Annotated in this window: 20 protein-coding genes; 13 read left to right on the top strand and 7 right to left on the bottom strand. The window is 66.2% G+C overall.

What is annotated here, in order from left to right:
• The first annotated feature begins 35 nt into the window (after positions 1-35).
• Positions 36-1,577, top strand: a complete 1,542-nt coding sequence (locus tag KYE46_RS02740; RefSeq protein WP_219003298.1) for a calcium-binding protein — start codon at positions 36-38, stop codon at positions 1,575-1,577.
• A 21-nt stretch (positions 1,578-1,598) separates the two neighbouring features.
• Here the strand turns inward: KYE46_RS02740 and KYE46_RS02735 are convergent, their stop codons facing one another.
• The 4 genes from KYE46_RS02735 to rbfA all read right to left on the bottom strand — a co-directional run bounded on the left by KYE46_RS02735 (position 1,599) and on the right by rbfA (position 4,346).
• A complete protein-coding gene (locus tag KYE46_RS02735) occupies positions 1,599-2,108 on the bottom strand; it encodes a DUF1643 domain-containing protein (RefSeq protein ID WP_219003297.1) in 510 nt (169 codons plus the stop codon).
• Positions 2,109-2,231: 123 nt separating this feature from the next.
• Entirely contained in the window at positions 2,232-3,137 is a 906-nt protein-coding gene (gene truB, locus KYE46_RS02730) for a tRNA pseudouridine(55) synthase TruB (RefSeq protein ID WP_219003295.1), read from the bottom strand.
• 31 nt (positions 3,138-3,168) lie between these two features.
• The gene (locus KYE46_RS02725) at positions 3,169-3,912 is read right to left on the bottom strand and encodes a phosphodiester glycosidase family protein (RefSeq protein ID WP_219003293.1); all 744 of its coding nucleotides are present in this window, start codon (positions 3,910-3,912) and stop codon (positions 3,169-3,171) included.
• Positions 3,909-4,346: a 30S ribosome-binding factor RbfA gene (gene rbfA, locus KYE46_RS02720; RefSeq protein WP_219003291.1), complete on the bottom strand. Its 438-nt coding sequence runs from the start codon at positions 4,344-4,346 to the stop codon at positions 3,909-3,911. Before rbfA ends, KYE46_RS02725 begins: the two co-directional genes overlap by 4 nt.
• 114 nt (positions 4,347-4,460) lie before the next feature.
• Between rbfA and dapB the strand changes: the two genes are divergently transcribed.
• Entirely contained in the window at positions 4,461-5,282 is an 822-nt protein-coding gene (dapB, locus tag KYE46_RS02715) for a 4-hydroxy-tetrahydrodipicolinate reductase (RefSeq protein ID WP_219003289.1), read from the top strand.
• Between the two features lie 104 nt (positions 5,283-5,386).
• On the opposite strand, the gene KYE46_RS02710 is transcribed toward dapB, so the two are convergent.
• A complete protein-coding gene (locus tag KYE46_RS02710; protein ID WP_247716895.1) occupies positions 5,387-5,560 on the bottom strand; it encodes a DUF1674 domain-containing protein in 174 nt (57 codons plus the stop codon).
• Positions 5,561-5,634: 74 nt separating this feature from the next.
• On the opposite strand from KYE46_RS02710, the gene KYE46_RS02705 reads away from it, so the two are divergent.
• The 9 genes from KYE46_RS02705 to KYE46_RS02665 all read left to right on the top strand — a co-directional run bounded on the left by KYE46_RS02705 (position 5,635) and on the right by KYE46_RS02665 (position 17,517).
• Positions 5,635-6,867: an RsmB/NOP family class I SAM-dependent RNA methyltransferase gene (locus KYE46_RS02705; protein WP_219003285.1), complete on the top strand. Its 1,233-nt coding sequence runs from the start codon at positions 5,635-5,637 to the stop codon at positions 6,865-6,867.
• 145 nt (positions 6,868-7,012) lie between these two features.
• The gene (locus tag KYE46_RS02700; protein WP_219003283.1) at positions 7,013-8,656 is read left to right on the top strand and encodes a heparinase II/III family protein; all 1,644 of its coding nucleotides are present in this window, start codon (positions 7,013-7,015) and stop codon (positions 8,654-8,656) included.
• A 33-nt stretch (positions 8,657-8,689) separates the two neighbouring features.
• Positions 8,690-10,276, top strand: a complete 1,587-nt coding sequence (gene purH, locus KYE46_RS02695) for a bifunctional phosphoribosylaminoimidazolecarboxamide formyltransferase/IMP cyclohydrolase (RefSeq protein ID WP_219003280.1) — start codon at positions 8,690-8,692, stop codon at positions 10,274-10,276.
• A gap of 80 nt (positions 10,277-10,356) precedes the next feature.
• Complete coding sequence (lspA, locus tag KYE46_RS02690) at positions 10,357-10,830, top strand: signal peptidase II (protein WP_219003278.1); 474 nt, start codon at positions 10,357-10,359, stop codon at positions 10,828-10,830.
• A 69-nt stretch (positions 10,831-10,899) separates the two neighbouring features.
• The gene (locus tag KYE46_RS02685) at positions 10,900-11,409 is read left to right on the top strand and encodes a DUF3035 domain-containing protein (protein WP_219003277.1); all 510 of its coding nucleotides are present in this window, start codon (positions 10,900-10,902) and stop codon (positions 11,407-11,409) included.
• A gap of 198 nt (positions 11,410-11,607) precedes the next feature.
• Positions 11,608-13,104 carry a M16 family metallopeptidase gene (locus KYE46_RS02680; protein WP_219003276.1) on the top strand — a complete coding sequence of 499 codons (1,497 nt, stop codon included), beginning with the start codon at positions 11,608-11,610 and terminating at the stop codon, positions 13,102-13,104.
• Positions 13,101-14,420, top strand: coding sequence for a M16 family metallopeptidase (locus KYE46_RS02675; protein WP_219003275.1), 1,320 nt, complete (start codon positions 13,101-13,103; stop codon positions 14,418-14,420). Before KYE46_RS02680 ends, KYE46_RS02675 begins: the two co-directional genes overlap by 4 nt.
• A 98-nt stretch (positions 14,421-14,518) precedes the next feature.
• Positions 14,519-16,360 carry a DNA mismatch repair endonuclease MutL gene (gene mutL, locus KYE46_RS02670; protein ID WP_219003274.1) on the top strand — a complete coding sequence of 614 codons (1,842 nt, stop codon included), beginning with the start codon at positions 14,519-14,521 and terminating at the stop codon, positions 16,358-16,360.
• On the top strand, positions 16,357-17,517 hold the full coding sequence (locus tag KYE46_RS02665) for a DNA recombination protein RmuC (RefSeq protein WP_219003273.1): 1,161 nt from the start codon (positions 16,357-16,359) through the stop codon (positions 17,515-17,517). The genes mutL and KYE46_RS02665 overlap by 4 nt, the downstream gene beginning before the upstream one ends.
• Here the strand turns inward: KYE46_RS02665 and KYE46_RS02660 are convergent.
• Positions 17,514-17,969: a GAF domain-containing protein gene (locus KYE46_RS02660; RefSeq protein WP_219003272.1), complete on the bottom strand. Its 456-nt coding sequence runs from the start codon at positions 17,967-17,969 to the stop codon at positions 17,514-17,516. The two genes, KYE46_RS02665 and KYE46_RS02660, sit on opposite strands and share 4 nt — an antisense overlap.
• 33 nt (positions 17,970-18,002) lie before the next feature.
• Complete coding sequence (locus tag KYE46_RS02655) at positions 18,003-19,166, bottom strand: thiolase family protein (RefSeq protein WP_219003271.1); 1,164 nt, start codon at positions 19,164-19,166, stop codon at positions 18,003-18,005.
• Positions 19,167-19,254: 88 nt separating this feature from the next.
• On the opposite strand from KYE46_RS02655, the gene KYE46_RS02650 reads away from it, so the two are divergent.
• Positions 19,255-19,602, top strand: a complete 348-nt coding sequence (locus tag KYE46_RS02650; RefSeq protein ID WP_219003270.1) for an STAS domain-containing protein — start codon at positions 19,255-19,257, stop codon at positions 19,600-19,602.
• An 83-nt stretch (positions 19,603-19,685) separates the two neighbouring features.
• The gene (locus KYE46_RS02645) at positions 19,686-20,129 is read left to right on the top strand and encodes an ATP-binding protein (RefSeq protein ID WP_219003269.1); all 444 of its coding nucleotides are present in this window, start codon (positions 19,686-19,688) and stop codon (positions 20,127-20,129) included.
• The last annotated feature ends 197 nt before the right edge of the window (positions 20,130-20,326 follow it).

Raw genomic sequence — 20,326 nt, 5'->3', positions numbered from 1 at the left:
CTGTCAACCAGACCGGAAAACCCGAGGGATCTGCCATGATCATCGCCGGAAGTCTTCTTGCATTGCTCCTCATGGGGCTCGCCCTCGATGGGTTCGTGAACCCGATCGAAAAGGAAACCGATGAGGACGAAACTGATGAGGCCGCTGGAGAGGCGGCTTCCGATCTGTCCGACGATGTCGACGGGCTCGCCGACCTGCTCGACGCCCACGCCGACACCGTCGAGATGGAGGCAGAACCGCAAGACGCCCTGCAATCCGACGCGCCAGGTGCGGCCGAGGTCGAACTGACCCCTGACGAAAGTGAAGCGTTCGAGGTTCAGGAAGCCCGTGCCGACAGCGCCTGGGCCGAGGCCGCACAACCCGACGCGGCGCGGCACTACATCGAGGTCGATGCCATGATCGAGACCGATAGCGGCGAGACCGTGTCCTACGTCGACAGCTTCGACACCGAGACAGACGCACTCGTGCTGGAATTCGACGGCGACGCCGCCGACGCGCCCGATATCGACACCGTCCATGATCCGAAGCGCAACGCAACGCTCGTCCTCGCCAATGGCCTCCCCGTGTCCATGGTCGCCGGCACCGAGGGCCTCTCCCCCGATCACATCCGCATCGTCATGCAGGACGCGGCCCCGCAGACGCTACCTGCCTCCGACGCGCAGCCTGAACCCGCCACGCCCCCCCGCGATCCCGGCTCAGATGGACCCCTGACCCAGATGCAGAACCCCGATCCGGCGCAGGCCGCCGATCAGACGGATGCCGATCTGGATGCTGTGCTGGATCAGGTCGCTAGTGAAATGAGCGGACCCGGCGGCATTGAAGAGATGCTGACCGCCCGCGCCACGATTGACGATATCTTCGACACCGGCGGCGACGATGCGATCACCGGCACCCTCAATGATGACCACCTGACAGGCACTGCCTCAACCGACGCGCTGTTCGGGGATGAGGGCGACGACACCCTCACCGCTGGCCAAGGCAACGACGAGCTCCATGGCGATACCGGCGACGACAACCTGCAAGGTGGCGGCGGCATCGACTTCCTCACCGGCGGCGACGGGCATGACACCCTCGACGGCGGCGGAGACCGCGACCTGCTGTTCGGCGGCGACGGGGATGACGTGCTGCACGGCGGCGGTGCGAATGACTTCCTGCAAGGCGGGACCGGCGCCGATACCCTCAACGGCGGCTCCGGAGACGACCTGCTCGACGGCACCTTTGGCGACGGCAGCACTGATCAGGATAGGGGCGACGTTCTTCTGGGCGGCAGCGGTGATGATCAGATCATTCTGGGCCAGGGTGACACCGCCATCGGCGGGACCGGAGCGGATACCTTCACCGGTGGCAGCTACATCGAAAGCGCGGAAGTCGCGGGACACGTGAATGACTTCAACCCCGCGGAAGACCGCATCGAGGTGATCTTCGACCCGGAACTGAACCCTGATCCCACGATCGAGGTTCAGGATTTCGCTGACGGCCGCGGGGCGAATATCCTGCTGAACGGAGAAATCATCCTCAGCGTCGCGGGCGCCCAGGGCCTCGACCCGAACATGATCGAGCTTCAGGCGGTGGCCTGACCGATCGATCCCAAGGAGACCTTAAGCCTCCCAGGCCTCGGGTTGCACCTTGTAGCCAATATAAAGCGGATGCTTGGGATGCCCCGCTTTCGACAAGCCCAGATGCAGCAAGGGCCGTCCCGTGCCGCGCAATAACGCGGCAACTTCCGGACCGCGACCCAGATGCTCCCCATGGGTGCCCCAGGCGCAAATCACCCGGTCCGCCCATTCCAACCCTTCGAGGATCGCCGCATCGTTCTCCGGCCCGACCGGGTCATCGGCGCGCCGCATGTCGCGCGGGTCGGTCGCGCGGTACGCAAATATGTTGAGCACCCGAAACGACCCGAACCCCAAGGCCCGCGCGCGCCGCTCACACCGCTCCACCGTCGGATCGTTCTGCACTTCGGTCGCTGTCGACGGGTTGAGCATGATGAACAATGCCCGCTCCCCCTCCGGATCCCACACCCGGGTGAGCGCATAGCGATACCGCTCGCAGTCGGAATAGACCGCAACCGAGGCCGCGTCTCCCTTCACATGCTGCCGCTCGATCATCGCTTCACCTTTTCTCAAATACGTCTTCCACTTGTGCCCCACGACGCACCCTCGCAGATGACGCGCCGGGCAGGGTGGCGTCGGGGCGGGTGGGTGGGCGACGCCACCCTGCCCGTCCCGACATTAAAGATTGAACACCCGCTCGGGATGCAACTCGCCAGCGCGGAAACGGCCAACGGCCACGGGCTGACCGTTCAGCGAAGCCCAGGCCATATCGCCGTATTCGACGTTACCGGGAAGCACGCCGCCGGGATTGCCGTTCCGCAAGCGCGCCGCGCCTGCTTCGGTCGCGCGCAGCTCAGGTATCGCATGAAGCGCCATGCCCACCGGCTGCAGCAACCCGTCGATTTCCTCCGTCCGCGCCAGTTCTTCCACCCGAGACAGGGGCACCGCATCCTCGATATCGAACGGCCCAACCCAGGTCCGACGCAACCACTCGACGTGGCCGAGGCACCCCAAAGCGCGCCCCAGATCCCGCGCGATGGAGCGGACGTAGCCGCCCGAGCCGCACACAAATTCCAGATCCACGTGGTCGGTATCCGGCCGCCCGATGACCGAGAGGCTTTCGACGTAGAGATCGCGGGCGGCCAGTTCCATCTCACCGCCTCCGCGCGCGATGTCATAGGCGCGTTCGCCGTCCACCTTCACGGCGGAAAACTGCGGCGGGACCTGCTGGATATCCCCCACGAAGGCCGGCAGCGCTGCTTCGATTTCGGCGTCACTGGGCCGCGCGTCAGAAGTTTCGATGACCTCTCCCTCGGCGTCGTCGGTCTTCGTCGCCACGCCAAGCCGCACCCTGAATTCGTAGGCCTTCAGATCATCGCCCATATAGGCAATCGTCTTGGTCGCCTCACCAAGCGCCACCGGCAACATCCCCGTCGCATCAGGGTCGAGCGTCCCGGCGTGACCGGCTTTCTTGGCGTCAAAGCACCAGCGCACCTTGTTGACCACGGCAGTCGAGGTCAGCCCCGCTGGCTTGTCCACCAGCACCCAACCTGAAATGTCGCGGCCTTTTTTTCTGCGTGCCATGCGTGCACCCCTCCAAAATCAGAAAGGCGGGCTAGCCGTCGCCTTGCTCCGCGTCAACCACCACGCCGAGGATCGGCCCGATCGGAAACCCGAGGTCCGAGCGACCGATCTGGGGCGCGTGCAGCCGCGAGACGCGGCCATCGAAGTAGAGCGCATTCGGCGTTTCCAGGTAATCGCGGAAGAAACGCGCGAAATGATGGAAGTTTACCGCCTGGTCCGAGATCACCATCCACATCCGGTCACCCTCGGCATTGACGCCGACACCGTTGCGGATGTTCGTGCTGTCACTGTCGCGGATGAAGCGCGGGTGCAACTCTCCGTCAATCACGAGCATCGGACCGGATTGCGTGGCGTGACGACATTCCGGCGCGGTTTCCTCGAAGGCGCGGCTCTCAATTACCGCCGCCCGGCCCTCGTTCAGGCAAAGGACCCCGTTTGGCAGCAGGCCGAAGTTGCCGGGACCGTCAGAGGTGATGATCCGCATTTCCTGCTCACCGTCTTCCACGTAGAGCCCCACCGGGGAGCGATCGTCGTGGAACATGCCGGCATTCATCGCGACGCCCAGATGCGTGCCTTCGGGCAGAAGGGTCTCGACCCGGCCGAAGGTGCCCAGGATCTCTCCCGCTTCGTCGCGCAGGAACAGGCGCACGTCCGCGTCGGTCATCTCGATCTCGCAGGCCGTGAACTCCGCGTCATCGAACAGAACCGTCTCGCATTGGGCGTTGCTGGTGGTCGGAGCGAAAAGCGCGAGGGCCAGAAGAAGCGGCCGCATCATGCTTCGGTCTCCCCGTCGGGCTGGTCGTCGTCCTCGCGCACCAGTTCCACGTCGCGGCGCACTTCTGCGCGCGACAGCATCTCGCGGGTGGCGTCCATCTGGTCGAAGGTCTGGTCGATCACGAAGCGCAGATCCGGCAGGTATTTCAGCTTCAGGTCCTTGCCGAGCAACCGACGCAATTCGCCCTTGTTGCGCTTCAATGCCTCGATCGCCTCGTCCTTGCCGGAGCCGCCGAGCGGCATCACGTAGACCGTCGCGATCTTCAGGTCGGACGAGGTCCGCACCTCGCCCACGGTGATCGACATGGCGTTCAGCGCCGGGTCATGCACCTCGGCACGCGCCAGCACCGTCGACAAGGTGCGGCGGATCAATTCTCCGACCCGAAGCTGTCGTTGCGACTTGCTTGCGCCGTTCTGGTTCTTGCTGCGTGCCATGGCTCGATTTCCCCTTACCCCAGAGGTAGGCCATGAGGCCGCCTCCCGCAAGCTGACGCTTTTCAGTTCGGCCAGGTTCCGTTACGACCGATGCCAAAGTGGATGGAGGCGAAAATGTCCAACTCTAAGAGCAGCGTCGGCATTGCCGTGATGGGCGCATCGGGCCGCATGGGGCAGATGCTGATCGAGACGGTGGATGCCTCGGATCGGGCGCATCTTGTTGCTGTAACAGAACGCCCCGGCCACGATTGGGTGGGGGCCGATCTGGGCGAGGCGATGGGTGGCGCCGCCTCGGGCGTGCCAGTCGTGGACGACCCGCTGGAGGCCATCGTCAAGGCGCAGGCGGTGATCGATTTCACCTCGCCCGAGGCCACGGTCGCTCACGCGAAATTGACGGCGCAGGCCCGCGCGGTGCACGTGATCGGCACCACGGGCCTGTCCGACGCCGACATCGAGATCCTGGACGCCTGCGCCCACCACGCCTGCATCGTGCGGGCGGGCAACATGAGCCTCGGGGTGAACCTGCTGGTGCGGCTGACGCAACAGGTAGCCGCCGCGCTAGACGCGGATTTCGACATCGAAGTGGTCGAGGCGCACCACCGCCACAAGGTCGACGCGCCCTCGGGCACCGCGTTGATGTTGGGAGAAGCCGCCGCGCGCGGGCGTGGGCTGGAGCTGAGCGACGTGAAGGACAGCGGGCGCGACGGCATCACCGGGGCCCGCAAGCGCGGGGATATCGGGTTCTCGGCGATCCGGGGCGGTGACGTCGTTGGCGAACATGACGTGATCTTCGCCGCCGATGGTGAACGCATCGTCCTGCGCCACTTGGCAACCGACCGGGCGATCTTTTCGCGCGGGGCGTTGAAGGCCGCGCTCTGGGGGCAAGGTCGCGAGCCCGGTCATTACTCGATGATGTCGGTCCTAGGCCTGGCGTGATCGGCGCGTCCGGGCGGGAAAAACTCTTGCAAGAGTTTTAAGCACTCCCTTGCAAGGGAGTGGGCAGATCCTTGCAAGGATCTGGTCCGGGAGCGGGCGGGCGGTCAGAAATCGACGGCGATGCCCTTGCGCTCCCAATCGCCGTAGCGGACCGGCTCGGGGCCATCGCGACCGCCGAGCTCACGCGGCAGCTTCGGGTCTTCCGCTTTGGCGCGGCGTTCCGCGGCCTCGGCCAGGGCGCGTTGCGCTTCGGGGGTCAGCTCCTTGGGATCGGTCACGGCAGGGCCTCCGGCTTGTGTGTTCATCCCACCTGATATACGCGGCAAAGCTCTCGGAACAAGGAACTCCGCCCATGAAAGCGCGTCCCGCTGCCCTTATCCTGCTCAACGCCGTCCTGCGCGATCGCCAGATCCTGGGTCAGGTCGAGGTGCCCGCCGTCGGCGCCGAGGCCGCGCGGGCCAACCGCTTGGCGCTGGCCGTGTTGCGCAACCTTGGGGCGGTAGACGCGCTGCTGCGCCCCTACACGCAACGCAAGCCGCAAATCGGGGTCCACAACATCCTGCGGTTGGGCGCCGTCGAGCTGCTGGTGAATGGCGAGGATGCCCATGGCGTCGTCAGTGATCTGGTGGGCATCGCGAAGACGCAGCCCCAGACCCGAAAGGCGCAGGGCATGGTGAACGCCATCTTGCGCAAGGTCGCGACCGAGGGGCCCGAGGCGTGGGCCAAGACGCAACCGCAGCGGTTGCCGCCGTGGCTCGATAAGGCGTTGCGCAAGCGGATCGGGGCCGAGGGGATCAAGGCCATCGAAGCGGCGCAAGCGCAGGTGCCGCCGATTGACCTGACCCCCCGCGACTCGGATTTCACGCTGGAAGGAGCGGATGTGCTGCCGACGGGCTCCTTGCGGCTGCACAATCATCCGCAAGTGAGCGCCCTGCCCGGCTATGCCGATGGCAAGTTCTGGGTCCAGGATGCCGCCGCCGCCCTGCCGGTGAAGCTTCTGGGCGACGTTGCGGGCAAATCGGTGCTCGACATCTGCGCGGCGCCGGGCGGTAAGACCATGCAACTCGCGGCGGCGGGCGCAGAGGTGACCGCGCTCGACATCTCCGGCCCGCGGATGAAGCGCGTGGCCGAGAACCTCGGCCGCACGCAGCTTTCCGCCAATCTCGTGACCGAGGATGCGCTGCACCATCAGGGCAGCTACGACGCGATCCTGCTGGATGCTCCCTGCTCGGCCACCGGCACCATCCGCCGGCATCCCGACCTGCCCTTCGTCAAGACCGGCGACGAGATCGAGCCTTTGACCAAGCTGCAGATGCAGTTGATCGATCACGCGCTGACCCTGCTCAAGCCCGGCGGCACGTTGGTCTATTGCACCTGCTCTCTGCTGCCGGTGGAGGGCGAGTTCCAGATCAAGGCCGCCCTGAAGCGGCACGAGGATCTTAGTGTGGTTCCGACCGATCCGGTCGCCCTCGGGGGAGAGCCTCACTGGGCGAGCGAGGCGGGCGGATTGCGCCTTTGGCCCTCCTATTGGGCTGACAAGGGCGGGATGGACGGCTTCTATATGGCCGCGTTGCGCCGGTCGTGATATGGCCGCGCTGATCCTTCAGGCGAGCAGACAATAGATGTCAGAACCCGTTCCCCCGTCACCCGCAAGGCCGCGCCAGCCGCAGGGCACGGGCGCGCGTTTGACCCATCGGTGGGCCGCTCGGGCCGCCGGGTGGGGGCCGCGAATGCAGGGATTTCTCTGGAAGCCCGAAGTGCGCTTTCCCGGCTCGGCCGCGCGCGGGCGCCAGTTGATGGCGGGAAACTTTCGCATCGGGGGCGCGCTGATCGAAGCGCCGGACACCTGCCCTTGGGACATTGCCGCGCCGAACGATGATTTCGAGGCCGCGCTGCACGGTTTCAGTTGGCTCGATGACCTCGCCGCGGTGCCCGACAACGAGGGGCGTGCCACGGCGCAGCTCTGGCTGTCGCAGTGGATCGACCGCTACGGCAAGGGGGCCGGACCGGGGTGGAGCGCTGATCTGACCGGGCGTCGGCAGATCCGATGGATCACCCATGCCCTGTTCCTGATGAACAGCCAAACCCCGGCCGAGATGCGGCGCTTCCACCTCGCCCTGTCGCGGCAGACGAATTTTCTTGGCAAGCGCTGGAAACGCGCCTCGGCCGGTCTGCCGCGCTTCGAGGCGCTGACGGGCCTGATCTATTCCGCCTGTACGCTGATCGGGATGGAGACCGCCCTTGATCCGGCGCTGAACGGGCTGGCGCGGGAGTGCGCCACCCAGATCGATGCGCAGGGCGGCATCGTCACCCGCAACCCGGAAGAGCTGTTGGAGGTCTTCGTCCTGCTCACATGGATTGCGCAGATCCTGCAGGAGACCGGCAAACGCGCCGACCCGGCGGTGGACACGGCGATCATGCGGATCGCGCCGACGCTTCGCGCGATGCGCCACGCCGACGGCAGCCTCGTGCGCGCTCACGGCGGCGGGCGCGGCGCGCCGGGGCGGCTGATCGGGGCGCTGGTGCAATCGGGAGTGCGGCCCTCGCGGATCAAGGGCTTGGCGATGGGATACGCGCGCATGGCCTCGGGCCGCGTGACCGTGATCACCGATGCCGCGCCGCCGATGATGGGGCCGGGCTCGACCAACGCCCATGCGGGAACTTTGTCCTTCGAGATGGCCTCGGCCAACCACCCGCTGATCGTCAACGCGGGCTCTGGCGCGGCTTTCGGCGCATCGTGGCGCCGGGCGGGCCGGGCCACGGTCAGCCATTCGACGGTATCGCTCGAGGGGTATTCCTCGTCCCGTTTCGCCCACAAGGCCTCGGATGTGCCGGTAGAGCGTCAGGGGTTTGCCGAGGGTCCGAGCGATGTGTCGATCCAAGTCTCGGAAGTGACCGGCGGCGAGGGCATCGTCCTGTCCCACGACGGCTGGCGCCGGACCCACGGGCTGGTGCACCTGCGCTCCCTGACGCTGGAGGATCATGGCAACCTCTTGCGCGGCGAGGATGGCTTGGCCGCGCTTGACGGTGACGACCGCAGCCGTTTCACGCGGGTGAACCGGAACCTCCCCTCGGACGTCGGCCTGCGGTTTGCAGCGCGCTTTCATCTGCACCCCGATGTGGCGGTCGAACTCGACATGGGCGGGGCGGCCATCTCGCTGACCCTTCCCACGGACGAGGTCTGGGTGTTCCGCCATGGCGGAGAGGCCGAGATGTCGATCATGCCGTCGATCTACTTCGATAATACCCGCCTGAAACCCCGCGCGACAAAACAGATCGTTTTAACGTCCCGCGTGAGGGGCTATGGAGCCGCTGTCAGCTGGTCCATCGCGCGCCCCTCCGCGTTGTTGCCGGCCCCCGACCTGTCCTTGTGAACCTCGCGGGGACGCCATCTAAAAGGATCGCCCATGACCAACCCCGCCCCCCTCAACCGCGCCCTGCTCTCCGTCTCCGACAAGACCGGCCTGATCGATTTCGCCAAGGCGCTTGCCGCGCGCGGGGTTGAGCTGCTGTCAACCGGCGGCACGGCGAAAGCGTTGCGCGAGGCCGGCCTCGAGGTGCGCGACGTCTCCGAGGTGACGGGGTTCCCCGAGATGATGGACGGCCGGGTCAAGACGCTGCATCCGATGATCCACGGTGGCCTTCTGGCGCTGCGTGACAATCAGGATCACGTGGCGGCGATGGAAGAGCACGGCATCGGGGCGATCGACCTGCTGGTGGTGAACCTCTACCCCTTCGAGGCGACGGTGGCCGCGGGTGCGGATTACGACACCTGCATTGAGAACATCGATATCGGCGGGCCTGCGATGATCCGCGCGGCGGCGAAGAACCATGGCGCGGTGAGCGTGCTGACCGATCCGGCGCAATACGCCGGGCTGCTGGAAGAACTGGAAGCGCAGGACGGCACCTCTTTCGCGTTCCGCCAGCGCATGGCGCAGGCCGCATACGCCCGGACCGCCGCCTATGACGCCGCCGTCTCCAGCTGGATGGCGGGTGCGGCCGAGATCGAAACGCCGCCCCACCGCGCCTTCGCCGGAAGCCTCGCGCAGGAGATGCGCTACGGCGAGAACCCGCATCAGAAGGCGGCCTTCTACCTTGATGGCTCGTCTCGCCCCGGCGTGGCGACCGCCGAGCAGCATCAGGGCAAGGCGCTGAGCTACAACAACATCAACGACACCGACGCGGCCTTCGAACTGGTCTCGGAATTCGCACCTTCGGACGGCCCTGCCGTGGCGATCATCAAGCACGCCAACCCGTCGGGCGTAGCGCGCGGCGAGAGCCTCGTGGCGGCCTACAAGGCGGCCTTCGATTGTGACCGGACCTCGGCGTTCGGCGGCATCGTGGCGCTGAACCAGACCCTCGACGCGGCGACGGCGGAAGAGATCGTGCAGATCTTCACCGAGGTCGTCATCGCACCCGACGCGGATGAGGACGCCAAGGCGATCTTCGCCGCGAAGAAGAACCTGCGCCTGCTGACCACCGGCGGCCTGCCCGATCCGCGCGCGCCGATGGTGGCCTACAAGCAGGTGGCCGGCGGGTTGCTGGTGCAGGACAAGGACACCGGTTTCGTGCCCTCGGACGCCTTGAAGGTGGTGACCAAGCGGCAACCGGCGGAGCAGGAGATGACAGACCTCCGCTTTGCCTGGACGGTCGCGAAACACACCAAGTCGAACGCGATCATCTATGCCAAGGGCGGCGCGACCGTGGGCATCGGCGCGGGCCAGATGAGCCGCGTGGACAGCTCCACCATCGCGGCGCTGAAGGCCGCGCGGATGGGCGAGGAATGCGGGCTGGCCGAGACGCCGGCCAAGGGCTCGGTCGTGGCGTCCGACGCCTTCTTCCCCTTCGCCGACGGCCTTCTGGCGGCGGCCGAGGCGGGCGCCACGGCGGTGATCCAGCCCGGAGGCTCGATGCGCGATGACGAGGTGATCGCGGCCGCTGATGAGGCGGGGCTGGCGATGGTCTTCACCGGCATGCGCCACTTCCGTCACTGACCAACCGACAGGCCTTGGGGCGGCAACGCCCCGGGGCAGCCACCCCCGGCCCTGCCCACGACCCATGCAAGGAAGACAAGATGCGGCTCGTCTATCTCAGCGCCCTGTTCTGGTTCTTGATCGATCAAGGGTCGAAATACGGTGTGCTCTACGGCCTCAACCTCATCGAGCGCATCCACCTCGAGGTTTTTCCGCCGTTCCTTGTCTTCCATCTCGGTTGGAACACCGGCATCAACTTCGGCATCCTCGCGGGCGGGCCCGAGGTGACGCGCTACGGGCTCATCGTGCTGGCGCTGCTGATCTGCGGCTGGCTGTTCTACTGGGCGAAGACCGGGCTGACGCGGCCTGTCGCGCTGCTCAGCGCCGGCGCGGTGATCGGCGGCGCGCTCGGCAATGCGCTGGATCGGGTGATCCATGGCGCGGTGATCGACTTCCTCAACATGTCCTGCTGCGGCATTCAGAACCCCTATACGTTCAACATCGCCGATATCGGCGTAGTCGTCGGCGCCCTTGGCCTCTTGCTGTTCTCGGAATCGGGAAAGACGGCGGCGTGATGCCGTCCGAGAGATAACCCCGTGACGGGCGTTTGAAGATGCGCTAGACCAAGCGCCAAGGAGACTTCGATGGCTATGCGCGCAACACTTCTGGTTTTGATGACTGCCACCCTCGGGCTGACCGCCTGTTCGAATGGCACGCCGACGTTGATGAACCTGCGTAACACCGAGTCCGGGCCGGACGAGTTCGCAATCGTTCCCACGTCCGAGCTGGAACTGCCTGCCAATCGCAACGTCTTGCCGACGCCCACCTTGGGCGGCACCAACCGCGCCGATCCCACGCCGGAAGCCGATGCGATCGCGGCCCTTGGCGGCAATGTCGCGCGGGCCAACGCGAACGCGGGCGGCTTGGTCAACCATGCTTCGCGCTTTGGCGTCGCGCCCAATATCCGCGGCACGCTCGCGGCAGAGGATCTGGCCTATCGCCAGAACAACAGCGGCCGTCTGCTGGAGCGTCTGTTCCAGAGCAACGTCTATTTCCGCGCCTATCGCCAGCAGTCCCTTGACCGCTACGCCGAGTTGGAGCGTTTGCGCCGTGCCGGCGTCCAGACCCCAAGCGCGCCGCCGCCCGGTTTGTGATCATCAATTCCCTCCCGTGACCCGAGCCCCGCAAGCGGGGTCTTTCAGCATGGGTTCGCGCGTGCCGCGTGCATCGCTCAGCGACAAGCTACGGGAAACCTGCCCGCCTCGGGCCAACACGTCTGCGTCAGGACTGTTGATGCGCTTGGGAAAGCTCATACATTCAACGCAACGTTCAACCGTCTCGGAGACGCCTTCATGATCCGCCCCCATCTGGCTGGCCTCGGCCTTGCCATCGGCCTTACGGCCCTGCCGCTCGCTGCGAACGCCGCCGGTGAAGTCACCGAATTCACCCTCGACAACGGCATGCAGGTCGTGGTGATCGAAGATCACCGCACCGCCGCCGTGACCCATATGGTCTGGTACCGCGCAGGCTCTGCCGATGAGCAGCCGGGCCAGTCGGGCATCGCCCATTTCCTCGAACACCTGATGTTCAAGGCGACGGATGATCTGGAGAGCCGCGAGTTCAGCCGGATCGTGGAAGAGAACGGCGGCTCGGACAATGCGTTCACGTCATGGGACTACACGGCCTACCACCAGCGCGTCGCGGCAGACCGCCTGGGGCTGATGATGGAGATGGAAGCCGACCGGATGCGCGATCTGGTGCTGGCCGAGGATGAGGTCGTCACCGAGCGGCAGGTGATCCTCGAGGAGCGGGCACAGCGCACTGACACGTCGCCCGGCGCCCTGTTCAACGAGCAACTCGCCGCCGCGACTTACCTGAACCATCCCTATGGACGTCCGATCATCGGCTGGCGCCACGAGATGGAGGAATTGAGCCTGCAAGATGCCCGCGACTGGTACGAGCGGCACTACCACCCCAACAACGCGATCCTCGTCGTGGCGGGCGATGCCACTCCGGACGAGGTCCGCGCGCTGGCCGAGGAGCACTACGGCGCCATCCCCGCGAACCCCGATATCGAGGCGCAGGAAACCCGTGAGCGGCCCTCGGAGCCGCCCCATATCGCGCAGCGTCGGGTGATCTACGAGGACGCGCGCGTCGCCAACCCCTATGTCTCGATCAACTACCTCGCGCCCGAACGGAACGCCGGCGCGCAGGAAGAGGCCGCGGCGCTGACACTGCTGGCCGAGATCCTTGCAGGGTCCGGTTTCACCTCGGTCCTGCCGCGCGAGATGCAGCTGGAGGACGAGCGGAGCCTCTTCGTGGGCGCTTATTACGGCGGCACCAGTCTGGACGAGACCACCTTCACCCTGATCAACATGCCCCTGCCCGGAACGTCGTTGGAGCAAGCCGAAGACCATATCCTCGCCGAGGTTGACGAATTTCTCGAAGAGGGCATCGATCCGGCGCAGTTCGAGCGGATCATGTTCCAGATCGAGGCCGCGCGGATCTACGAGGAAGACGACGCGGCGGGTCTTGCGCGGGCCTATGGCGCGGCGCTGGCCTCGGGGCTGACCGTCGCGGATGTGCAGGCCTGGCCGGACGTGCTGGCAGCAACCACCATCGACGACGTCATGGAGATCGCCCGCGAGTTGTTCGCCGAGGAGGCCACCACCATCGGTTACCTGATGCAACCAAGCCCCGATGAGGCGGCCGAGCCTGAGGCAGACGCAGCAGCAGCCGCCGCGTCGCAGCCGACTGCTGAACCGGAAGATGCAGCGGAAGCCGGCGCCGATGGTGCCGACGCCTCCACTCCCGAAACTGCCCCGATGACCGAGGAAGTCTCCCAATGATCGCCCGTTTCCTGACGCCCCTTGTGGCCGCCCTCGCCTTCGCCGTGCCGTCTTATGCCGACATCGTCAATATCCAGCCCGTGACCTCCGACGGGGGCATCGAGGCGTGGCTGGTGGAAGACAATTCGATCCCCTTCGTGGCCATGGACCTGTGGTTCGAGGGCGGAGGCTCGATCGACCGGCCCGACGCGCGCGGGGCCGTCCATCTGATGACCGCCCTTCTGGAAGAGGGCGCGGGCGACATGGACGCGCAGACCTTCGCGGCGGAGCTGGAGGGCCTCGCGGCATCGTTCAGCTTCGACATCTATCGCGACGAGCTGGTGATTTCGGTCCAGATGCTGACCCAGAACCGCGGCGAGGTGCTGGCGCTTCTGCGGGACGTCTTGCTGGAGCCCCGCTTCGACGAAGACGCAGTCGAGCGGGTGCGCGGGCAGGTTCTGTCGGTGCTGGAGGCCGACGCCAACGATCCCGACACCATTGCCGCGGCCGAGTTCAACGCGTTGACCTTCGGCGACCACCCCTACGGCAGCCGCCTTGAAGGGACGCCGGAAAGCGTCGCCGCCCTGACCCGCGACGACCTGATCGCCGCCCACCGCAGCGCGCTGGTGCGTGACCGTGTATCCGTCGGTGTCGCAGGTGACATGTCCGCCGAGGAGCTCGGGCCGATCCTCGATACGCTGCTTGGGGACCTGCCCACTTCGGACGTGGCCTTGCCCGAGCCGTCCGAGGTCTCGGACGTGGGCGGCATCACCGTGGTCGACTTCCCCACGCCGCAGTCATCGGTCTATTTCGGCCATGCGGGCATTGCACGGGACGACCCGGATTTCTTTCCGGCTTTCGTGATGAACCAGGTCCTTGGCGGCGGCGGCTATCGCTCTCGCCTGATGGAGGAAGTACGCGAACAGCGCGGGCTGACCTACGGCATCAGCACGTGGTTGGGGCTGAGCAAGTCCGCCCCGATGATGCAGGGCGGGTTTTCATCCTCCAACGCGCTGGTCGCCGAAGCCATCGAGGTCGTGCAGGACGAATGGGCAGAAATTGCCGAGAACGGCATCACCGAGGCCGAGCTTGCAGCCGCGCAGCAATATATGACCGGTGCCTATCCGTTGCGGTTCGATGGCAACAGCACGATCGCAGGCATTCTTGCGGCGATGCAGGCCGACGACATGCCGATCGACTACATCGCGTCGCGCAACGACAACGTGCGCGCTGTCACGGTCGAGGATATCCAGCGCGTCGCCGCCGAATTGGTCGACAGCGACGCGCTGCACTTCGTCGTCGTGGGGCAGCCTGAGGGTCTGCCGACCGAGAACTAGGATCGATGCGGCGGGGGTACCCTCGCCGCCCGTTCCCGCCACGTCGCCCTGCGCAGAATCGGTTCCCCGAGGCCGGGCGACATGCTACAGGTTGCGTCATGGCCAACCTGAACCCCAACATATCCACAGATGATGCGCCGATGCGCCCCGTGATCCGTCAATTGGACGAAGCCGCGGTAAACCGTATCGCGGCAGGCGAAGTGGTGGAGCGCCCTGCCTCGGCGGTGAAGGAACTGGTGGAAAACGCCATCGACGCCGGCGCCCGGCGCGTGATGGTGGAGGTGGCCCACGGCGGCAAGACCCTGATCCGCGTCACCGATGACGGCTGCGGGATGGAAGCGGACGATCTGCCGATGGCGCTGTCGCGGCACGCCACGTCCAAGATCGACGGCTCGGACCTGCTGAATATCCATTCCTTCGGCTTTCGTGGGGAGGCTCTGCCCTCGCTCGGCTCCGTCGGGCGGCTCTCGATCACCTCCCGCGCCTCGGACGCGGCGCATATGATCCGGGTGACCGGCGGGACCCACGAAGCGGTCAGGCCGGCGGCGCTGAACACCGGCACCGTAGTGGAGCTGCGCGACCTGTTCTACGCCACACCCGCGCGGCTCAAGTTTCTGCGCACCGACCGCGCCGAGATGCAGGCGATCTCGGACGTGGTGAAGCGGCTGGCCATGGCTGAGCCTTCCATCGGCTTCACCCTGAAGGACGTGACGGAGGGGGAGCGTACGACCTTCCGCGTCGATCCCGAAAGCGGCGACCTCTTCGATGCCCTGCGCGGGCGGCTGACCGCGATCATGGGGCGCGAGTTCACCGACAATGCCCTGCTGATCGACGCCGACCGGGAAGGGTTGAACCTGACAGGCTATGCCGCCCTGCCGACTTATTCGCGCGGCTCGGCGGTGGCGCAATTCCTCTTCGTCAACGGCCGCCCGGTGCGCGACAAGCTGCTGATCGGCGCCCTGCGCGCGGCCTACATGGACGTGCTCTCGCGCGACCGGCACCCGGCCGCCGTCTTGTTCATCGGCTGCCCCTCCGAGCGCGTCGACGTGAACGTGCATCCGGCCAAATCCGAGGTGCGATTCCGCGAACCTGCCGTGGCACGCTCCCTGATCGTGACGGGGCTGCGCCACGCTCTGGCCGAAGCGGGGCACCGGGCGTCCACGACCGTTGCGGATGCCACCATGCAGGCGTTCCAGCCGGCGCATGAAGAGCGCGCGCCGCTTTCCCATGATGCGCCGCGGGTCTACCAGATGGACCGGACGGGACAACAACGGGGCTTCGCGCCGATCCGGCAAATGCATGAGCCCGCACCGCAGTGGGCCGCGCCCTCGGCCCGCGTTGACGAGGCGGTGATCGAGAGCGATGGCCCCCTCGGCGCGGCGCGCGCGCAGGTGCACGAGAACTACATCATCGCGCAGACCCCGCGCGGCATCGTGCTGGTCGACCAGCACGCCGCCCATGAACGGCTCGTTTACGAGAAGCTCAAGAAGCAGATGGCCGAGAATGGCGTCGCCCGGCAGGCGCTGCTGATCCCCGAGATCATCACCCTCGGCCCCGACGCCGACCGGCTGCTGGACCATGCCGAGGAGCTCGCGCGCTTCGGGCTGGTCATTGAACCCTTCGGGCCGGGCACCATCGCAGTGCGCGAGACCCCGGCGATCCTGGGCGAGATCAACGCCGAGGCGATGCTGCGCGACGTGCTGGATGAGTTGGCCGACCTCGGCGACAGCCAGACCTTGCAAGCGCGGGTCGAGGCGGTGCTGAGCCGCGTCGCCTGCCACGGCTCGATCCGATCGGGGCGGCAGATGCGCGCCGACGAGATGAACGCGCTCCTGCGCGAGATGGAGGCGACGCCGCTCTCGGGGCAGTGTAACCACGGGCGGCCCACCTACGTGGAGCTGAAGCTGGCCGACATCGAGCGGCTCTTCGGGCGCACGTGATTACCGTTGGAGAGATCCAAGTGGATCTGAGCGATCCGTCGACGCTGGCCGCTCTGGGCGGCGCGGCGCTGCTGGTCGTGCTGCTGATCCTGATTCTCTCGGCCCTGCGCGCCGCGAAACGCTCGGCCCGCGCGGTGGAGCCGCTGGCGCACCACATGGCGGCGCTCGGTCAAACGGTGCAGGCTCTTGGCCAAGGGCAGGAACGACTGGCCGGCGGGCTGGCCTCTGTCTCCGAACATCAGGCACGGGCTCAGGCTTCCATGCAGGAGGCGATGGAGCGGCGGCTGGAGGAGGTGCAGAAGGGCATGTCCGAGACGCTGCACGGCACCTCCACCCGCACCGCGCGGAGTCTTGGGGAATTGCAGCAGAAGCTGGAACAGATCGACCGCGCGCAGGCGAAGATCGAAAAGCTTTCGGGCGACGTTCTGGGGCTGCAGGATATCCTCTCGAACAAGCAGCGCCGGGGGATGTTCGGGGAAATACAGCTTAACGATATCGTCTCGGGCGCCCTGCCGCCCGATGCCTATGCGCTGCAATCGACCCTGTCGAACGGCAAGCGGGCCGATGTGCTGATCCGCCTGCCGAACCCGCCGGGACCGATCGTGATCGATTCCAAGTTCCCGCTGGAGGCCTACGAGGCACTGATGCGCGCGCGCGAGCCGGAAGCCCAGGCGCAGGCCCTCAAGGCTTTCGGGGCGGCAGTGCGGGTACACATCAAGGCAATTTCCGAGAAATACATCATCGAAGGGGAGACCGCCGACGGCGCGCTGATGTTCCTGCCCTCGGAAGCAGTCTACGCGGAGCTGCACGCGCGCCTTCCGGAAGTCGTGCGCGCAGGCTTCGACGCGCGGGTCTGGATCGTCTCGCCCACCACCTGCATGGCGACGCTCAACACCATGCGCGCGGTGATGAAGGATGCGCGGATGCGCGAGCAGGCGGGCGAGATCCGCAAGGCGCTGCGGCAATTGCACCGGGATGTGGAGATCGTCGGCGAGCGGGCTGGCAAGCTGGAGGATCACCTGCGCATGGCCGGCGCCGACGTGGCGGGGATCCTCACCGCCTCTGCCCGGGCGGGCAAGCGGGCCGAGCGGCTCGATGCGTTCGACTTCGAGGAACTCTCCCCCGGCGCCGAGGTCGTGCCCCTGCCGCGCGGCTAGCCGACGGTGCCAAAGGTGGCGTGGAGGATGGCTTCCAGCTCCTTCGCGTCCTCTTCAGTGAAGGCGTCAGGCTGATTGCTGTCGATATCCAGAACCGCGATGACCTCTCCAGCCGCGTTGCGCACCGGCAGGACGATCTCAGACCGGGTGGAGGAGGCGCAAGCGATGTGGCCGGGGAAGGCATCGACGTCGGCAACGAGCTGCGTCTCGCCGGTACGCGCGGCGGCGCCGCAGACGCCTCTCGAGAAGGGGATCTGCAGGCAACCGTGGCCGCCCTGGTAGGGGCCGATCTTCAAAAGCTCCGGCTCGGTGACCCGGTAGAAGCCGGTCCAGTCGAAGCGGTCGTCGGCATGGTGCAGCTCGCAGGCGAGGGTTGCCATGAGGGCCACGGTGTCGGTTTCGCCTTCGGTCAGCGAGGCGATGGTTCTGGAGAGCGTTGCGTAGTCGGCCATCGTGGGATTTCGTATTTAAGAAAAGGTGAAGGGTTAGTCGCGCTCGATGGCGATGGCAGTGCCCTCACCGCCGCCGATGCAGATGGCTGCAACGCCGCGCTTGAGGTCGCGGGCCTCCAAGGCATGGAGAAGCGTGACGATGATCCGCGCGCCCGAGGCGCCGATCGGATGGCCAAGCGCGCAGGCGCCGCCGTTCACGTTCAGCTTCTCGCGGGGGATGTTCATCTCGTGCATGAAGGCCATGGGGACGACCGCGAAGGCTTCGTTCACTTCCCAGAGATCGACGTCATCGACGCTCCAGCCGAGCCGGTCCAGCAGTTTCTTGGCAGCCGGAACGGGGGCGGTGGGGAAAAGCGCAGGCGCATGGGCGTGGGAGGCATGGCCGAGGATGCGCGCGCGGACCGGCAGGCCCTGCGCCTCGGCCGCGGACGCGCGCGCGAGGGTGAGCGCGGCGGCGCCGTCGGAGATGGAGGAGGAATTGGCCGCCGTGACCGTGCCGTCCTTGCGGAAAGCGGGCTTGAGCTGCGGGATCTTGTCGGGGCGCGCGTTGCCCGGTTGCTCGTCGGTGGTGATCTCGGCGCTGCCCTTGCGGGTCTTGACCGTGACCGGCGTCACCTCGTCATCGAAGGCACCGGAGTTGATCGCCGCGAGGGCGTTTTCCAGCGAGCCGAGGGCGTAAGCGTCCTGCGCATCGCGGGTGAACTGAAATGCCTCGGCACAATCCTCGGCGAAGGTGCCCATGAGGCGGCCCTTGTCGTAGGCGTCCTCCAATCCGTCGAGGAACATGTGATCGACCGTCTGTTGGTGCCCGATCCGGGCGCCGCTGCGCATCGCGGGCAGCAGGTAGGGCGCGTTGGTCATCGATTCCATGCCGCCGGCCACGATCACATCGGCCTGTCCGAGCGCCAGCGAATCGTAGGCCATCATCGCGGCCTTCATGCCGGAGCCGCACATCTTGTTCAGGGTCGTCGCCGGGACACTTTCGCCGAGACCTGCGTGGAACCCGGCCTGACGCGCCGGAGCCTGCCCCTGTCCGGCGGGCAGGACGCAGCCCATCAGAAGCTCATCGACGACCGCGTCTCCGATTGCGGCCTTGATCGCCGCGCCGCCGAGTTCGGAGGCCGAGACCGGCGACAGGGCGCCCTGAAAGCCGCCCATGGGGGTGCGCGCGGCACCGGTAATGACGATTTGTTCCATCGATCCTCCAATTGGCGGCGTTGCAAAAACGAAATGGTAAGACTTGTTGCCTAAGGTCCTAGCAAATGCAGACCATGAGGAACATGCGATGAATTTGACCTACACCCAACACGACACCGTCGGTGTCGTTCACATCGCGGATTCCCGCCTCGACGCAAGCATAGCGATCCAGTTCAAGGAAGCGTTCCGGAACCTGACGGCTGGCGGCGGTGACGTGATTTTCGACTTGAGCGAGGTCGAGTTCCTCGATTCGAGCGGACTTGGGTCGATCGTGGCGGTCTACAAGGCGCTCGGGCGCGGGCGGCACATGGCGTTGGCCGGGCTGCAACCGCCGGTCGAGAAGGTCATGACGTTGACGCGGATGAATGCCGTCTTCTCCATATTTCCGACCGTCGACGCGGCCCTTGCAGCGGCAGGACCGACCGCAGCAGAGTGAGGGACGTGCCGGACCAGCAGGTGACATGGCAATTGGGCGAGCCCCGCGAAAGGGCGCTCGCCCCGCGGTCGGAGGGCCCCTTGATGTCACAAGACAAAGCGCCTGACGTGGCCCTGCGGTTCCTGTCGGGCTCCATCCCCGTGCGCCATGCCTTGGAGAAGACGCGCGCGGCCGTGCGCGCGGCGAAGATTGATGGGGCGACCTGCGATACCTCCCAGATCATATTGGGGGAGGTACTGAACAACGTGGTCGAACATGCTTACGGCTTCGAGCCGGGGCACCCGATCGCCGTCTCGATCTGGCTGCGCGAAGACGGCCTGTGGTGCGAGGTCATGGATCACGGCGCACGGATGCCGGACAGCATGATGCGTCTCGGCGCTGGCAAGGTGCATTTTGATCCGACGAATCGAGAGGCGCTTCCCGAGGGCGGATTCGGATGGGCCATGGTGTGTGAACTGACCGAGAAACTGCGCTATCGCCGTGTCGACAGCACCAACCAGTTGGCCTTCCTGATACCGTATCCGTGACGTTCCGGGTCGGCGCTTTTCACTAATCGTGAAGGCTTCTGCGCTCGGGAGAGCGCCGCGTGGGACAGCTTCTCAAGCATATAGCCGACGCCCACTGGGCAGGGTCGCAATTCCGGATCGGCTACATCTAACCGCATGGCTGCGCCGACAACGACAATTTGTCTAAAGTGTTAGGATCATTCGGAGATGCGTCACAC

Origin of the sequence: Gymnodinialimonas ceratoperidinii, from assembly GCF_019297855.1 — a bacterium.
Lineage (GTDB): Bacteria > Pseudomonadota > Alphaproteobacteria > Rhodobacterales > Rhodobacteraceae > Gymnodinialimonas > Gymnodinialimonas ceratoperidinii.
The sequence above is the reverse complement of the archived record's forward strand: the minus strand, read 5'-3'. Positions and strand labels throughout refer to the sequence as shown.

Coding starts and splice junctions, on each gene's coding strand:
- KYE46_RS02685 (WP_219003277.1), top strand. CDS start 10,900: ATGGCTATGCGCGCAACACTTCTGGTTTTGATGACTGCCACCCTCGGG.
- KYE46_RS02675 (WP_219003275.1), top strand. CDS start 13,101: ATGATCGCCCGTTTCCTGACGCCCCTTGTGGCCGCCCTCGCCTTCGCC.
- rbfA (WP_219003291.1), bottom strand. CDS start 4,346: ATGGCACGCAGCAAGAACCAGAACGGCGCAAGCAAGTCGCAACGACAG.
- KYE46_RS02725 (WP_219003293.1), bottom strand. CDS start 3,912: ATGATGCGGCCGCTTCTTCTGGCCCTCGCGCTTTTCGCTCCGACCACC.
- purH (WP_219003280.1), top strand. CDS start 8,690: ATGACCAACCCCGCCCCCCTCAACCGCGCCCTGCTCTCCGTCTCCGAC.
- KYE46_RS02740 (WP_219003298.1), top strand. CDS start 36: ATGATCATCGCCGGAAGTCTTCTTGCATTGCTCCTCATGGGGCTCGCC.
- KYE46_RS02700 (WP_219003283.1), top strand. CDS start 7,013: ATGCAGGGATTTCTCTGGAAGCCCGAAGTGCGCTTTCCCGGCTCGGCC.
- lspA (WP_219003278.1), top strand. CDS start 10,357: ATGCGGCTCGTCTATCTCAGCGCCCTGTTCTGGTTCTTGATCGATCAA.
- KYE46_RS02680 (WP_219003276.1), top strand. CDS start 11,608: ATGATCCGCCCCCATCTGGCTGGCCTCGGCCTTGCCATCGGCCTTACG.
- KYE46_RS02660 (WP_219003272.1), bottom strand. CDS start 17,969: ATGGCCGACTACGCAACGCTCTCCAGAACCATCGCCTCGCTGACCGAA.
- KYE46_RS02705 (WP_219003285.1), top strand. CDS start 5,635: ATGAAAGCGCGTCCCGCTGCCCTTATCCTGCTCAACGCCGTCCTGCGC.
- truB (WP_219003295.1), bottom strand. CDS start 3,137: ATGGCACGCAGAAAAAAAGGCCGCGACATTTCAGGTTGGGTGCTGGTG.
- dapB (WP_219003289.1), top strand. CDS start 4,461: ATGTCCAACTCTAAGAGCAGCGTCGGCATTGCCGTGATGGGCGCATCG.
- mutL (WP_219003274.1), top strand. CDS start 14,519: ATGGCCAACCTGAACCCCAACATATCCACAGATGATGCGCCGATGCGC.
- KYE46_RS02645 (WP_219003269.1), top strand. CDS start 19,686: ATGTCACAAGACAAAGCGCCTGACGTGGCCCTGCGGTTCCTGTCGGGC.
- KYE46_RS02655 (WP_219003271.1), bottom strand. CDS start 19,166: ATGGAACAAATCGTCATTACCGGTGCCGCGCGCACCCCCATGGGCGGC.
- KYE46_RS02650 (WP_219003270.1), top strand. CDS start 19,255: ATGAATTTGACCTACACCCAACACGACACCGTCGGTGTCGTTCACATC.
- KYE46_RS02735 (WP_219003297.1), bottom strand. CDS start 2,108: ATGATCGAGCGGCAGCATGTGAAGGGAGACGCGGCCTCGGTTGCGGTC.